Source organism: Lysobacter humi (ex Lee et al. 2017), from assembly GCF_054781815.1.
The window spans coordinates 579,531-594,428 of sequence record NZ_BAAGTR010000012.1 but is presented as its reverse complement, the minus strand read 5'-3'; the positions used below and the strand labels follow the sequence as shown (position 1 = coordinate 594,428).

The 14,898-nt window shown below is 70.4% G+C and carries 12 protein-coding genes; 5 read left to right on the top strand and 7 right to left on the bottom strand.

What is annotated here, in order from left to right; translation table 11 throughout:
- Nucleotides 1-429: 429 nt before the first annotated feature.
- The 3 genes from ACYVJJ_RS13800 to ACYVJJ_RS13790 form a co-directional block, all read right to left on the bottom strand.
- Nucleotides 430-1,176 carry a phosphoadenylyl-sulfate reductase gene (locus ACYVJJ_RS13800; RefSeq protein WP_460834399.1) on the bottom strand — a complete coding sequence of 249 codons (747 nt, stop codon included), beginning with the start codon at nucleotides 1,174-1,176 and terminating at the stop codon, nucleotides 430-432.
- Complete coding sequence (gene cysI, locus ACYVJJ_RS13795) at nucleotides 1,173-2,876, bottom strand: assimilatory sulfite reductase (NADPH) hemoprotein subunit (RefSeq protein WP_460834398.1); 1,704 nt, start codon at nucleotides 2,874-2,876, stop codon at nucleotides 1,173-1,175. Before cysI ends, ACYVJJ_RS13800 begins: the two co-directional genes overlap by 4 nt.
- A gap of 126 nt (nucleotides 2,877-3,002) precedes the next feature.
- Nucleotides 3,003-4,793 carry an assimilatory sulfite reductase (NADPH) flavoprotein subunit gene (locus ACYVJJ_RS13790; protein WP_460834396.1) on the bottom strand — a complete coding sequence of 597 codons (1,791 nt, stop codon included), beginning with the start codon at nucleotides 4,791-4,793 and terminating at the stop codon, nucleotides 3,003-3,005.
- Nucleotides 4,794-4,938: 145 nt separating this feature from the next.
- Here ACYVJJ_RS13790 and ACYVJJ_RS13785 point away from each other — a divergent pair, with 145 nt between their 5' ends.
- From ACYVJJ_RS13785 to cysN, 3 genes are read left to right on the top strand one after another with little or no spacing between them, the layout of a single operon-like run.
- On the top strand, nucleotides 4,939-5,685 hold the full coding sequence (locus ACYVJJ_RS13785; protein WP_460834395.1) for a sulfite exporter TauE/SafE family protein: 747 nt from the start codon (nucleotides 4,939-4,941) through the stop codon (nucleotides 5,683-5,685).
- Between the two features lie 50 nt (nucleotides 5,686-5,735).
- Nucleotides 5,736-6,644: a sulfate adenylyltransferase subunit CysD gene (cysD, locus tag ACYVJJ_RS13780; RefSeq protein WP_460834393.1), complete on the top strand. Its 909-nt coding sequence runs from the start codon at nucleotides 5,736-5,738 to the stop codon at nucleotides 6,642-6,644.
- Nucleotides 6,644-8,527, top strand: coding sequence for a sulfate adenylyltransferase subunit CysN (gene cysN, locus ACYVJJ_RS13775; RefSeq protein ID WP_460834391.1), 1,884 nt, complete (start codon nucleotides 6,644-6,646; stop codon nucleotides 8,525-8,527). Before cysD ends, cysN begins: the two co-directional genes overlap by 1 nt.
- Nucleotides 8,528-8,536: 9 nt before the next feature.
- Here the strand turns inward: cysN and ACYVJJ_RS13770 are convergent, their stop codons facing one another.
- The gene (locus ACYVJJ_RS13770; protein WP_460834390.1) at nucleotides 8,537-8,800 is read right to left on the bottom strand and encodes a hypothetical protein; all 264 of its coding nucleotides are present in this window, start codon (nucleotides 8,798-8,800) and stop codon (nucleotides 8,537-8,539) included.
- Between the two features lie 121 nt (nucleotides 8,801-8,921).
- On the bottom strand, nucleotides 8,922-10,412 hold the full coding sequence (locus ACYVJJ_RS13765; protein WP_460834388.1) for a M20 family metallopeptidase: 1,491 nt from the start codon (nucleotides 10,410-10,412) through the stop codon (nucleotides 8,922-8,924).
- 188 nt (nucleotides 10,413-10,600) lie between these two features.
- Between ACYVJJ_RS13765 and ACYVJJ_RS13760 the strand changes: the two genes are divergently transcribed.
- On the top strand, nucleotides 10,601-10,972 hold the full coding sequence (locus ACYVJJ_RS13760; protein ID WP_460834386.1) for a ComEA family DNA-binding protein: 372 nt from the start codon (nucleotides 10,601-10,603) through the stop codon (nucleotides 10,970-10,972).
- Between the two features lie 227 nt (nucleotides 10,973-11,199).
- Nucleotides 11,200-11,835 carry a HutD/Ves family protein gene (locus ACYVJJ_RS13755; RefSeq protein WP_460834384.1) on the top strand — a complete coding sequence of 212 codons (636 nt, stop codon included), beginning with the start codon at nucleotides 11,200-11,202 and terminating at the stop codon, nucleotides 11,833-11,835.
- Between the two features lie 55 nt (nucleotides 11,836-11,890).
- Here ACYVJJ_RS13755 and ACYVJJ_RS13750 read toward each other — a convergent pair whose 3' ends face one another.
- On the bottom strand, nucleotides 11,891-12,550 hold the full coding sequence (locus ACYVJJ_RS13750; protein WP_460834382.1) for a PepSY-associated TM helix domain-containing protein: 660 nt from the start codon (nucleotides 12,548-12,550) through the stop codon (nucleotides 11,891-11,893).
- 21 nt (nucleotides 12,551-12,571) lie between these two features.
- Nucleotides 12,572-14,695 (bottom strand): TonB-dependent receptor, encoded by a 2,124-nt coding sequence (locus ACYVJJ_RS13745; protein ID WP_460834701.1) that lies wholly within the window; start codon nucleotides 14,693-14,695, stop codon nucleotides 12,572-12,574.
- Nucleotides 14,696-14,898: the final 203 nt, after the last annotated feature.

The window sequence follows — 14,898 nt, the reverse complement described above, 5'->3', positions numbered from 1 at the left end:
CAGGATGCCGAGTGTGGCGATCCGGGACGTACTCGCCCGATCGCGAGCTGTAGATCCGTCGGGGAAGCTGCTTTCTTTTGGTTACTTTTCTTTGCAGCCGCAAAGAAAAGTGACTCGGGCGCGACAGCGCACGAAACGCTCTCCTACTGCGTAGCACTCTGCGTGCCCGGGCGCGTCCGCACAACACGCCTGCGCGCGCGTGGCCCAAGCGCACAGGCGCCGGCTCACGCGGCGAGTGCAACCGTCGGCATGCCCACCTCAGGCCGTGAGCCGTCGCTTCCTGGAACAACCTGCTTGGCTCGGAGATGCATTTTCGTAACGGCTGGGAACGACAACACCGACGCGCTCGCCGATGCGACGCATCAAGAGCCGACGTAATTCACCGGCCGGCGTGGGAGCCATCGCCGCGACGACCCGCGACCCGGTGCATCACGCCGCCTGCCCCGCCGCGTCGCCCCACAACTCGTGCAGGCCGCACTCGCGCTTCAATCCGAAGAAGCGCGTCTCCTCCTCCGTCATCCCCGCTTCGAGCCGACGGGTCGTGTGCACGTCGCCGATCGACACATACCCGTCGTGCCACAACGGGTGATACGGAAGCCCGTGCGCCTCGAGGTAGCGATGCACGTCGCGGTCGGTCCAGTCCGCGATCGGATGCAGCTTCCAGCGGCCATCGCGCAGCTCGAGGAACGGCACGGCGGCGCGGCTGCGCGACTGGCTGCGGCGCAGGCCGGCGATCCAGCAGCGGATGCCGAGCTCGTCTAGCGCGCGCTGCATGGGCTCGACCTTGCGCAGGCGGTTGTACCGCTCGATGCCGTCGACGCCCTGTTCCCACAGCCGACCGAAGCGCGCTTCCATCCAGGCGATGCCGATCTGCGGGCGATACACCTTCAGGTTGAGCGACAGTCGCTCGGTCAGCGCGTCGACGAACTGGTACGTCTCGGGGAACAGGTAGCCGGTATCGATGAGGATTACCGGCAGGTCGGGCGCCTGGCGGGTGGCGAGGTGCAGGCTGACGGCGGCCTGCGCGCCGAAGCTCGACGACAGCGCATGGCTGCCGGCAAGGTGCTCCAGCGCCCAGGCCACACGCGCCTCGGCGGTCTGCGTGCCGAGCCAGTCGTTGAGCTCGGCAAGTGCGCGCGGGGATTCCGCGGCGGTCAGCGGATCGGGAGCGCTCATGCGGCCACCTCCTCCAGTCGGATCGCGATCGGGCGCGGCGCCGGCACGATGCCCACGCGCAGCAGGAAGTCGCCGAAGCGCTCGTGGGGCACGCGCTCGGCGGCGTAGCGCGCCAGCAGCGGATCGAGTGCCTCGACGATGCCGGCCTCGTCCACGTTCTCGCGATAGATGCTGTTGAGGCGCTGGCCGCGATGGTCGGCGCCCAGCCGCAGGGCGTAACGGCCCGGTGCCTTCCCCACGAGCGCGATCTCGCCGAGGTAGGGGCGCGAGCAGCCGTTCGGGCAGCCGCTCAGGCGCACGTGGATCGGCGCGTCGCGCAGGCCGTGGCGGGTGAGCAGGGCCTCGAAGGTATCGAGGAACGCCGGCAGGTAGCGCTCGGCCTCGGCCATCGCCAGCCCGCAGGTCGGCAGGGCCACGCAGGCGAGCGCCGCCAGCTTTGCGGGCGACGCACCGGCATGCAGGCCCAACCCGTGCGTCGCGACCAGCGCATCGACGGCAGCACGATGCGCCGCGTCGACGTTCGCGATCACGAGGTTCTGGTTCGGCGTGAGGCGGATCTGCGCGCCGTCGACCTCGCGCAGCAGGCGCGCGACCTCGCGCAGGCCCGTCTGCAGCGCACCGTCTGCGCCGTCCTGCACGCGACCCGAGAGCAGGCGAAGCGTGAGGTGCCCGCGGCCGTCGTGGCCTTCGACCCAGCCGAAGCGGTCGCCGTTGTGGTCGAAGGTGAAGCCACGTGCCGCCGCGAGCGCGAACCCGGCGCGACGCTCGACCTCGGCCTTGAACGGCGCCAGCCCGCGGTCGTCGATCGTGTACTTGAGCCGCGCGCGCTTGCGGACCGCGCGGTTGCCCCAGTCCCGCTGCGTGGTGACGACCGCGACGGCGACGGCGATCACGTCCTGCGGCGCCACGAAGCCGATCACGTCGCCCAGGCGTGGATACGTTTCGGGGTCGCCATGCGTGGCGCCCATGCCGCCGCCGACGACCACGTCGTAGCCGGCCACGCGGCCGTCCTCGACGATCGCCACGAAGCCGAGGTCCTGCGCGAAGACGTCGACATCGTTGGTCGGCGGGATCGCGAAGCCGATCTTGAATTTGCGCGGCAGGTAGGCCTCGCCGTAGATCGGCTCGTGCTCCGGCGTGCCGGCTACGCGCTCCTCGTCGAGCCAGATCTCGTAGTAGGCCCGCGTGTTCGGCAGCAGGTGCTCCGACAGCGCGGCAGCGGTGGCGTAGACCGCGCCATGCACCTGCGACTGCAACGGGTTCGCCGCGATCGCGACGTTGCGGTTGACGTCGCCGCAGGCGGCCAGCGTGTCGATGAGCGCGGCGTTGATCGACTGCATCGTCGCCTTCAGCTCGTGCTTGACGATGCCGTGCAACTGGATCGCCTGACGGGTGGTGATCCGCAGGCCGCGCTCGGCATGGGTCGATGCGATGGCGTCGAGCTTCAGCCATTGCGACGGCGTGATCACGCCGCCCGGCGTGCGCGTGCGGATCATGAACTGGTAGGCCGGCTCGAGCTTCTGCTGGCGGCGCTCCTCGCGCAGGTCGCGGTCGTCCTGCTGGTAGCTGCCGTGGTACTTGATCAGCGTCTGGTCGTCGTCGGCCAGTGCGCCGGTCAGCGCATCACCGAGGCTCTCGACGAGGGTGCCGCGCAGGGCGCGGCTGTTCTTCTTGATGTCTTCGACCGACTGGGCGGCCATGGCGTGTCTCCGAATGCGGTTTCGAGGCGGGCGGGACTCAGCGTCGACAACGCATTCGGCCGGTCGGCAGGGTGGTGCGGGTTTCGCCCGCGGCGGTGATGCCCGGGCGTGGGGAGAAGTCGGCCATCAGTACACGTCCCGCGCGTAGCGACCCGCGGCGATCAGCGCATCGAGCCATGCGGCCGCGTCCTCCGGGCTGCGGCCGCCATGCGTCGCGGCGATCTCGACGAGCGCCGCATGCACGTCCTTCGCCATCGCGATCGCGCCGCAGACGTACAGGTGCGCGCCGCTTTCGAGCCAGGCATGCACCTCGCGGCCGTGCTCGCGCAGGCGGTGCTGTACGTAGACCTTGTCGCGCTGGTCGCGCGAGAAGGCGACATCGAGCCGGTGCAGCTGCCCGCGCTTGAGCGCCCGCTGCCATTCGAGCTGGTAGAGGAAGTCGGTGCGCGCGTGCGGCGCACCGAACAGCAGCCAGTTGCGGCCGCTCGCGCCCGTGTGCGAACGGTGCTGGACGAAGGCGCGGAACGGCGCGACGCCGGTGCCCGGACCAATCATCAGCACGTCGCGGGACGTGTCGTGCGGCAGGCGGAAGCGCTCGTTGCGTTCGACGAAAACGGGCAGCGCATCGCCGCCCGCGGCGCGCGCGAGGAAGCTCGACGCAGTGCCCCAGCGCGTGCGGCCGTCCGACGCGTATTCGACGTGCGCCACCGTGAGGTGCACCTCATCGCCGACCTCGAGCGGGCTCGAGGCGATCGAATAGAGGCGTGGGATGAGCGGCCGCAGCGCAGCGACGAACTCGTCCGCCCGCCATGCGCCCGGATGGCGGCGCAGGAGATCCACCAGCTGCACGCGATCGAGCAGGTGTGCGAGCTCGGCTTCGCGGCCGGGCTCGAGCAGTGCGGCGAGGCCCGCATCCCCCGCGCGCTCGGCCTGCCGCGCGAGGAAGGGCCGCGCGATGCGGGTGACCTCGCGGCCGCCTGCAAGCCACTCGCGCAGCGGCTGCTCGCGGTCCTTGAGCGCCACCGGCGCATCGCCGTCCAGCGCGAGCACGTCGAGCAATTCGTCGACCAGCGCCGGCGGATTGCGCGGCCACACGCCGAGCGCATCGCCGGGCTCGTAGGTCAGTCCGGAGCCTTCGAGCGAGAGTTCGACATGGCGGATGTCGCGCGCCGCATCGCGGGCGGTGATCTTCTGCACCGCCAGCACCGGCGCTGCAAAGGGCGCGTCGCGATCGTGCGCCCTCACCGCGGTGGGGCGCAGCGGCGTGACGCTGGCGAGCGCACGGGCGGGCGCAAGGGCGCGCGCCTTCCCGACGGCGTCGTCGATCCAGGGCGTGGCGACCTCGTCGATGTCGAGGTCGGCGTCCGCGCGCGCGAGCCAGCGCTCGGCGCCCAGCTCGGCCAGGCGCGCATCGAGCCGACGCCCGATCGCGCAGAACTGCGGATAGCTCGAATCGCCGAGCCCGAGCACGCCGAAACGCAGGCCGTCGAGCTTCGGGGCACGCGCGCCGAGCACGTGCTCGACGAAGGCGCGGGCGTCGTCCGGCGGATCGCCGTCGCCCTGGGTGCTGATGACGACGAGCAGGAGCGCCTCGGACTTCAGCTCGCGCAGCGGATAGTCGGCCGCGCCGACGAGCCTGACCGCGAGCCCGGCCTCGCCAAGGCGCGCGGCGGCACGCTCGGCGGCGCGACGGGCGTTGCCGGTCTGGCTGCCGTAGACGATGGTCAGGCGTAGCGGCGGTGTGGCCGCAGGCTCCGGCACGGTGGCGGGGCTTCCACGGCCGCGGGCAAGCCCGGCGGCGTAGCCGGAGAGCCACCAGAGCGCGTCGTCGCCGAGCCCGTCGGTGAGGCGATCGAGCAGGTCGGCGCGATCATCGGGCAGCGGGTGCGTGGGGAGGGGAACGGCGGCGGACGACATGATGGACCCGGCTCTCGTGGCCGTGACAGCATCCCGACGCGGGCGTTCTCGCGGAAAGGACGCGTCGTTATGGCCTCATGCCGGGACCGCGCTACCGCCGCCGCCGGCGGTACCGGAGACTGCCCGCCCCCGATCCGGCCCCGTGATGGACCCGTCGACCGACTTCCTGCTGTACGTGCTCATCGGCTTCGCCGCCCAGCTGGTGGACGGCGCGCTGGGCATGGCCTATGGCGTGACGGCATCGACGATGCTGCTCGGCGCGGGCCTGCCGCCCGTAGTGACGAGCGCGACGGTGCATGCGGCCGAATGCTTCACGACCGGCGTCTCGGCGATCTCGCACCGGGCGTTCGGCAACATCGACCGCCGGCTCTTCATGCGCCTGCTGCTCCCCGGCGTAGCGGGCGCTGCGATCGGCGCCTACCTGCTCACGCGCATCGACGGCGATGCCATCGCACCGTGGATCGCCGGCTACCTCCTGCTGCTCGGGCTGGTGCTGCTGCGGCGCGCCGTGCTGCGCGTCGAGCCGCGGGAAGTGCGGCGCCATATCGCGCCGCTGGGCTTCTTCGGGGCGCTGGTCGATGCGATCGGCGGGGGCGGCTGGGGACCGATCGTCACCAGCCACCTGCTCGCGCGTGGCGGCGAAGTGCGGCTGACCATCGGCAGTGTCAGCGCGGTGGAGTTCTTCGTCACGCTGACCGCCTCGATCGTCTTCCTCGTCACGCTCGGCACCGGCCACTGGGACGTGATCCTCGCGCTCGCGGTGGGCGGCGTGCTCGCCGCGCCGCTCGGTGCCTGGCTCGTGGGCCGCGTGCCGGCGCGGCCGCTGCTGGCGGCGGTCGGCCTGCTCGTCGTCGGCCTCAGCATCCGCACGCTGTGGAGGACGTTCGCCTGATGTCCGCCGTCCCGCGCCACAATCCGTCGTCCGCCTGCGGAACACCGCCGATGCCCCAGCGCCGCCTCAGCCATCTCGACCGCCTCGAAGCCGAGAGCATCCACATCCTGCGCGAGGTGGCGGCCGGCTTCCGCAACCCCGTCATGCTCTATTCCGTGGGCAAGGACAGCTCGGTGCTGCTGCACCTGCTGCTCAAGGCGTTCCATCCCGCCAAGCCGCCGATCCCGCTGCTGCACGTGGACACTACGTGGAAGTTCCGCGAGATGATCGCCTTCCGCGACCGACGCGCCGCCGAGACCGGCGTCGACCTGCGCGTGCACACCAATCCCGAAGGCGTTGCGCAGGGCATCGGCCCCGTCTCGCACGGCGCGACCGTGCATACGGACGTCATGAAGACGCAGGCGCTCAAGCAGGCACTCGACCACTACCGCTTCGATGCGGCCATCGGTGGCGCGCGGCGCGACGAGGAGAAGTCGCGCGCGAAGGAGCGCATCTTCTCCTTCCGCAACCGCCAGCACGCCTGGGACCCGAAGAGCCAGCGCCCGGAGCTTTGGAACGTGTACAACACGCGCGTTCACACCGGCGAGTCGGTGCGCGTGTTCCCGCTGTCGAACTGGACCGAACTCGACATCTGGCTCTACATCTACCGCGAGGGCATCGACGTGCCGTCACTGTACTTCGCCGCCGAGCGTCCCGTGGTGGACCGTGATGGCGCGCTGATCATGGTCGACGACGAGCGCCTGCCGCTGAGCGAGGGCGAGGTACCCCGGGCCCGGCGCGTGCGCTTCCGCACGCTCGGCTGCTATCCGCTCACCGGCGCAATCGAGTCCGAGGCCGACACGCTCGAGAAGATCATCGCCGAGATGCTGGTCGCCACCACCTCCGAACGCCAGGGCCGCGTGATCGACCACGATCCCTCGGCCTCGATGGAAAAGAAGAAGCGGGAAGGTTACTTCTGATGACGCGCCTGGACGATGCCGCCGCGACCGTCGCGGCCTACCTCGCCGACCACGAATCGCGCGACCTGCTGCGCTTCATCACCTGCGGCAGCGTGGACGACGGCAAGAGCACGCTGATCGGCCGACTGCTGCACGACACGCGTGGCCTGTTCGAGGACCAGATCGCCACGCTGGAATCCGACAGCCGCCGCCATGGCACGCAGGGCGAGCGCATCGACTACGCGCTGCTGCTCGACGGCCTCGCCGCCGAGCGCGAACAGGGCATCACCATCGACGTCGCCTACCGCTTCTTCGGCACGGCCAAGCGCAAGTTCATCGTGGCCGACTGCCCCGGGCACGAGCAGTACACGCGCAACATGGCGACGGGGGCATCCACCGCCGATGCGGCGGTGGTGCTGGTTGACGCACGCAAGGGCCTGCTTACGCAGACGCGCCGCCACAGCTATATCGCGGCGCTGCTCGGCATCCGCCACGTGGTGCTGGCGGTGAACAAGATGGACCTCGTGGACTTCGATCACGGGGTCTTCGAGCGCATCGCCGCGGACTACCGCGAGCTCGCGGCGTCGCTCGGCATCGAGCAGGTCACGACCGTGCCGCTGTCGGGGCTGGAGGGTGACAACCTGATCGAGCGCTCGACGCGGACGCCGTGGTACGACGGACCCACGCTGCTCGAATTCCTCGAATCGGTACCGGTCGGCGATGTCGATGTTGCCCGGCCGTTCCGACTGCCCGTGCAGTGGGTGGCGCGTCCAAACCAGGATTTCCGCGGCTTCGCGGGCACCATTGCAGCCGGCACGGTGCAGCCGGGTGACGAGGTCGTCGCGCTGCCGTCGGGCCGGCGTTCGAAGGTCGCGCGCATCGTCACGGCCGATGGCGACCACGACGCGGCGTACCGCGGCCAGGCCGTCACGCTGACGCTCGCCGACGAGCTCGACATCTCCCGCGGCGACGTGATCGCCGCCGTCGCGGGCCCGCCGGAAGTCACCGACCAGGTCGCCGCGCATGTCCTGTGGCTCGGCGAGCAGCCACTGTTGCCGGGCCGCCCCTACTGGCTTCGCATCGGCGCGCGCGAGGTTGGCGCGAGCGTCACCGAGATCAAGCACCGCGTCGACGTGAACACGCAGGAGCCGCTCGCGGCCAAGCACCTCGAGATGAACGAGGTCGGCGTCTGCAACCTCTACCTCGACCAGCCGATCGCCTTCGAGCCCTACCGCGAGAGCCGCGAGCTGGGCGGCTTCGTACTCGTCGACCGGCAGACGAATGCGACCGTCGCCGCCGGCACCATCGACTTCGCATTGCGCCGCGCGGCGAACATCCACTGGCAGCATGTCGACGTCGACAAGGCGGCCCGCGCCCGCATCAAGACGCAGACCCCGCGCTGTGTCTGGTTCACCGGCCTCTCCGGCTCCGGCAAGTCCACCATCGCCAACCTGGTGGAGAAGAAGCTCCACGCGATGGGGTTGCATACCTACATCCTGGACGGCGACAACGTCCGCCATGGCCTCAACAAGGATCTCGGCTTCACGCCGGAGGATCGGGTCGAGAACATCCGCCGCGTGGCCGAGGTCGCGAAGCTGATGACCGATGCCGGCCTGATCGTGCTGGTGAGCTTCATCTCGCCGTATCGCGCCGAGCGGCGCCTGGCGCGCGAGCTGTTCGCGCCGGGCGAGTTCGTCGAGGCCTTCGTCGACACGCCGCTCGCGGTCGCGGAGTCGCGCGACGTCAAGGGCCTCTACGCGAAGGCGCGCGCCGGCGAGATCCCCAACTTCACCGGCATCGATTCGCCGTACGAGGCGCCGGAGGCGGCGGAGCTCGTGCTCGACACGGTCGGCGAGACCGCCGAGGCGCTCGCGCAGCGGGTCGTTGATCGGCTGCTCGGCTGACGCGGCGTTTCAGCGCCGATCCGCCGGTGTACGCCGGCGGCGTCGCGCCTTGAACACGAGCTGGTAGAGGTAGAGCAGGGCGATCGCGCTGGCGATCGCGACGGCCCACGCGCGCCAGCCGTCGCCGGCGAAGTGGCCGCCGACCGCGCCGCCGATCGCGCCGATCACGATCGTCATGATCAGCCCGACGTTCTCGGGGCCGGGCTTGAGGATGCGCGCGAGGATGCCGACGATCGCACCGCCGAACAGGTAGCCGAAAAAGCCTTCGAACATGGGAGCGTCTCCGCGGGGATGGCCGATCCTCGCGCCCGCTGTGTGCGCAGCGTGTCGAGCCGCCGGCCGGGAACGCGAAGGCCCGCCGGAGCGGGCCTTCGTGCACGGCGTGCGGATCGCCTCAGCAGCAGCCGTGCGTCCCGTGCTGCTCGCCGCCCGCGACCGCGGCCACGCCCTGCGTCTCCCCGCGCTGCGAGGCGAGGTGGTGCTGGTGCAGCACGTGCGAGACGCAGGCGGTGACGCGCTTGCCCATCGGGATGTGCAGGAACTCGTTCGGACCGTGCGCATTGCTATGCGGGCCCAGCACGCCCGTGATCATGAACTGCGCGCCCGGGAACTTCTCGCCGAGCATGCCCATGAACGGGATGCTGCCGCCTTCGCCCATGTACATCGCCGGGCGCCCGAAGAACTGCCGGCTCGAGGCGTCGATCGCGTCGGCGAGCCACGGCGAGAGCGCCGGCGCGTTCCAGCCGCTGCTCGCCTTCTCGAGGTCGAGCGTGACCTGTGCGCCGTTCGGCGCTTCGGCCAGCAGCACCTCGGTCAGGCGCTCGCCCGCGCGCTTGCCGTCGAGCGTCGGCGGCAGGCGCAGCGAGAGCTTCACCGACGTGTGCGGTCGCAGCACGTTGCCCGCCGACGACAGCGGCGGCATGCCGTCCACGCCCGTGATCGACAGCGCCGGGCGCCACGTGCGGTTGAGCACGAGCTCGGCGAGCTCGTCGTGCATCGGCCGCAGCCCCTCGACCATCGGGAACTTGTCGTAGATCGCCGTGTCGAGCACCTCGGCGGCCTTCGCGGCCTGCTCGATGCGCTCGGCGGGGATCTCGACGTGCAGGTCGTCCAGCAGGATGCGGCCGGTCGCCTCGTCCTCGATGCGCGAGAGCAACTGGCGCAGCAGGCGGAAGCTCGAGGGCACCACGCCCGAGGCGTCGCCCGAATGCACGCCTTCCTCGAGCACCTTCACCGTGAGGTTGCCGCCGGCGAGGCCGCGCAGCGAGGTCGTGCACCAGAGCTGGTCATAGTTGCCGCAGCCCGAATCCAGGCAGACCACGAGCGAGGGCCGGCCGATGCGCGGGGCCAGGAAGTCGACGTAGGCGGGTAGGTCGTAGCTGCCGGACTCCTCGCAGGCCTCGATGATGATCACGCAGCGGGAGTGCGGCAGGCCCTGCTCGCGCAGTGCGAGGATCGCGGTGAGCGAGCCGAAGATCGCATAGCCGTCGTCCGCGCCGCCGCGGCCGTAGAGGCGGTCGCCCTTGATCACGGGCTCCCACGGGCCCAGGTCCTCGTCCCAGCCCACCATCTCCGGCTGCTTGTCGAGGTGGCCGTAGAGCAGCACGCAGTCGTCATCCGAGCCGCCGTTCGCCGCCGGCACCTCGATGTAGATCAGCGGCGTGCGGCCTTCCAGGCGCACGACTTCATGGTGCATGCCGTCCAGGCCCTGCGCATTCGCCCAGCCGGTCATCAGCGCGACGGCCTGGTCCATGTAGCCGTTCGCTACCCAGTCGGCATCGAACATCGGCGACTTGCACGGGATGCGGATGTACTCGACCAGGCGCGGGACGATCTCGTCGTCCCACTTCTGCGCTACGAACTGTTCGACGCGACGCACGTCCATCGGCGGGCTCATCAAAGTGGGGGCGACGATTCTACCGCCGGCCGTGTGTCGGACTTTTCCTACGCGAGGACGCGCCGTTTCCCGACAGGGACGCCGGGCGACGGCGATGCCGGGGGGCGTGGCGGCTGTCGATACTGTCTCCACCGGCCGGGACCGCGGCCGTTTCCCTCACCGACAAGGACCTCGTCATGAATTTCGTCACCCGCTGCCTGCAGACCCTCGTGCTCGCCCTCGCGCTCATCGGCCCGGCCTACGCCGCCGGCACCCCGACCCAGCGCGTGAACGTCAACGCCGCCGACGCCGCCACGCTCGACCGCGTGCTGGTGAACGTCGGCCCGGCGAAGGCCCAGGCGATCGTCGACTACCGCAAGGCCAACGGCCCGTTCCGCAGCATCGACCAACTCGCGCTGGTGAAGGGCATCGGCCTGAAGACGATCGAGCGCAATCGCGATCGCATCGTGATCGCCCCGGCCGCCGGCCGCGCGCCGACCGCCGCCGCGGCCCCGCGTGCCGGGGGCGCCGCGCGCTTGCCGTCGCGCGCCGCGAACCTGCAGCGCTGACCGATACACCCGTCGCACGGATGACGACGGGGCGGGCCGGATGCCCGCGGAACCGGGAGCCGGACGCTCTCCACACGGATGTCTTGACCGCCGACGGGACCGGAAGCCCGTCGGCGGTTTTTTTCGACCCGCCTGCGGTCGTGCTTCGGCCTGCGACACGCGCTCGGGCTCCGGCTCGATCCGACGCGATCGACCTACACTGGCGCGTCGACACCGCGAGCGCTCCGATGACCCCGACATCCCGCGTCATCCCGTCGTACGAGTACCGGCGCACGAGATGGCGCAACGGCGCCGGCTGGACGCGCGAGATCCACGCCGAGCCGATGGCCGGCGGCGGCGGGGACGACTGGAGCTACCGGCTGTCGATCGCCGAGATCACGGCCGACGCGCCGTTCTCCGCCTTCCCGGGCATCGACCGCGAACTGGTGCTGCTGTCGGGCGAGGGCATGCGCCTGCGCTTCGACGATGCGGTGGTCGAACTCTCACCGCCGCACGGCCGGCACCGCTTCGCCGGCGAGGCCGCGGTGTCGGGCGAACTCGTCGGCGGCCCGACGCAGGACTTCAACCTGATGTGGCGGCGCGGCACGTGGACCGCCGATCTCTGGCACCGCCCGCTGGTGGGCGCGATGGTGATCTTCGCCGAGCCCGGCAGCAGGTGGATCGTGCACCTGCTCGCCGGCCAGGCGCGCTTTGCAGACGGCAGCGGCCTGCCGGACCTCGCGATGGGCGACACCGCGCTGCTGGAGGCGGGCGGCACGCGCCTGCGCCATGTGCTCGACGGCGGTGGCGAGGCGCTCCTCATCCGGCTCTCGCCGATCGACGCGCAGCCCGCCGAGGGCCTTCAGTTCGACGCAGCGCCCTGAGGTGGATCCTCCGCGGCGCCGCGCCCCAGGTCGGCGAGCCGACGGCTGCTGCGCCTCAGGCGAGCGCGAGCGCCACCACGGCGCCGAAGACGGCCGTCGAAAGCACGAAGACGCTGAGCAACATCTCCTTGGGCGAGCGGCCGCGCGCCCACATCCAGATGCCCGAAAGCCCGAGCAGCAGCATGCCGATCGCGAAGCTGTCGACCAGCAGCGTCCACAGCCCGCCGCCGTTCACGCCCTTGTGCAGCCGCGTCAGCGCCGCGAGGGTCGAATGGCGCGACTGCTTGACCTCCGCGGTCGCGTTGCCCGGCACATACTCGATCGCCCACGAGCGCCCCGCGGTGCCGCCGGACAGGTTCCAGCGCGGGGGCTGCTCGACGGCACGCCCGCCGAGCTTCGCCTTGTCCGGCTTGCCCTTCTTGAACGTCTGCGGCACGAGCGAGTGCTCGCTCGCGAGCCACGCCTTGAGGGCATCGGGCGACGTCCGTGCGGCCTCCGGCACCTCAAGTAGCAGGCGCCCTGTCTCCTGTGATTCGCCCTGCGGCCAGGCACCATCGCCGAACCGGTGGTTCATCACCAGCCCGGTCACGCCGAATAGGATCGCCGCGAGCGCCCCCCAGGCCCCGACCCAGAGATGGACCTGCCGGACGATCCGGTAGGTCGACGCGCGGGAGGTGCGGCGGGCGGCGACAGCGGGTGCGGCGGCGGCATTCATGGGCAGGTCCGGGTGGGGGGTTCAGAACTTCAGCGTGACGCCGAGGTAGGCCGCGCGCGGCGAGCCGGGCGAGATGTTGTCATTGCTGTGCGCGCTGATGAAGTACTCCTCGTCGAGGAGATTCTCGATGTTGAGCTGCAACTGCACGTTCTCGTTCACCGTGTAGAACAGCGCCGCGTCGACGCGCGTGTAGTTGTCGAGCACCGTCCGCGTGGGTGCGGGGCCGGCCGAGGGCAGCGCGGCGTAGATCTCGTCACGGTATGTCACGCCGAGCCCAAGGCCCCACTGCGGGTTGAGATCAAAGCGATTCCATAGCGAGGCGCTGTGCCGCGGCAGCTGCCCGAGGCGGGTGCCGCGCGAGGACAGGTCGCGGCCGGTCGCGCCCTCCTGGTAGGCATAGCCGGCGAACACACTCCACATGTCCGTCAGCTCGCCTGCGAGCTCGAGCTCGAGGCCTTCGTTGCGCTGGCCGTCGATGAGGATCGAGCGCGACGGGTCTGCCGGGTCCGGCGCGACCACGTTCGTCCGGTCGAGGCGGTAGGCCGCCGCGCTCAGCATCAGGCCGGGACGCAGCGTCCACTTCGCGCCGATCTCGTAATTGCGCAGCTCTTCCGGCTCGAGCGAGCGGTTCGACGCGCTCAACGACGACAGTTGCTCACCGCCGCGGGGCAGGTAGGTCATGCTGTAGCTGGCATACACCGACAGCGGCTCGATCGGCTTCCAGACCAGGCCGACGCGGGGCGACCACAGGTCGTCTTCCGAGGTCAGGCGTTGGCCGTTGCGATTGTTGAGCAGATCCACCTCGAACCGGTCGAAGCGGGCGCCGATCACGGCCTGCCACTGCGGCGAGAACTCGATCTGGTCCTGCACGTAGGCCGAAGCGACACGGGCGACACTGTGGTTGTTGGCGTCCGTCGCCGACGGAGCGAAGACCACGCCGCCGGTGTAGCGCGGGTTCGACACGGGCACGCGGTTCGGCGAGGTGAACGCACCGGTCATGCGCAGATTGTCCGTCTCCTGGCGTCCGAACTCGGCGCCGGCGAGCAGCGTGTGCATCAAATTGCCGGTGTCGAACTTGAAGATCAGGTCGGTCTGGTTGAACAGGTTCGTGCGATCGGTCGCGTTGTTGTAGGCGCCGAGCGTGGCCTCCAGCGCGCCGCCCGTCACGACGACGCCGGTCGGATAGACGTTCTGGTAGAACTTCTCGTAGTCGGCCCAGCGCGTGCGGTTGCGCAGCAGGATGCCGTCGGCGAGTTCATGCTCCACCAGTGCCGTGAACGCGTCGGCCCGCGCGGCGACCGGGCTCAGCTCGGGTGAACCGAAGAAGGTCTCCGGCGGCGCATCGACCGGCCGGTCGATGCCGATCGCGCGCAGGCTCGGGAACCCACGGTCGGCGACGCGCTCGTCGTCGAAGCGCTCGTAGCCGAGCGTCACCGTCGTCGCATCGCTCTCCCACGTGTAAGTCGGATTGATGCCATAGCGACGCAGCTCGAAGCCATCCCGGAAGCTGCCCGAGTCCTCGTAAAGGCCGGTCACGCGAACGCTGTGGCCGCCGCCGAGCGCCTGGCCCGCGTCGAACGTCAACCGGCCGCGCTCGAAGCTGCCCGTCTGCAGGCGCACTTCGCGATGTCGCTCGCCGTCGGCGACCTTCGTCACGCGGTTGACCACGCCGCCGGCGCCGCCGCGGCCGAAGATCATCGCGTTCGGCCCCTTGAGCACCTCGACGCGGCTGATGTTGTAGACGTCGCGGATGTACTGCACGTCGTCGCGGATGCCGTCGACGAACAGGTCCGCGGTGGTGCTGTTGCCGCGCAGGATCGGCGTGTCGCGATTGCCTTCGCCCTGCGCGACGCTCACCCCGGGCACGTAACGCAGCGCGTCCGTGAGGCTCGTCATGCCCTGGTCGCGCATCACCTCGTCGGTGACCACGGTGACGGCCTGGGGGATGTCCTGCAGCGCCGTGTCGGTCTTCGTCGCGGTGCCCGTCGCGCGCACGCCGTAGCCGTCGCGATGGCCGTTGACCGTCACGCGATCGAGCTCGCGCGCGGCCGGGTCGGGCTCGGGCGCCGGCTCCGGTGCGGCGTTGACGGGGGCGGAGCAGGCGAGCAGGAGCGCGGCGGTCAGCGGCGCCACGCGGAACGTCATGTTCAAGGTCGAGATCCTGAGGGGTGCAGCGAGCGGCTGCGGCAGGTCGCATAGTAATGCGAGTCATTCGCATTCGCAATTACTTGGCAGATGCGGCGGATGCCCGTCGGCTCGCAGTGAGTGGTTCGCCGCACCTGCCCGAGGCATGGGATCCCGTGCCGACGGTTGCATTTGTGCGCGAGGCGAAGGCCGCTACGGATCCA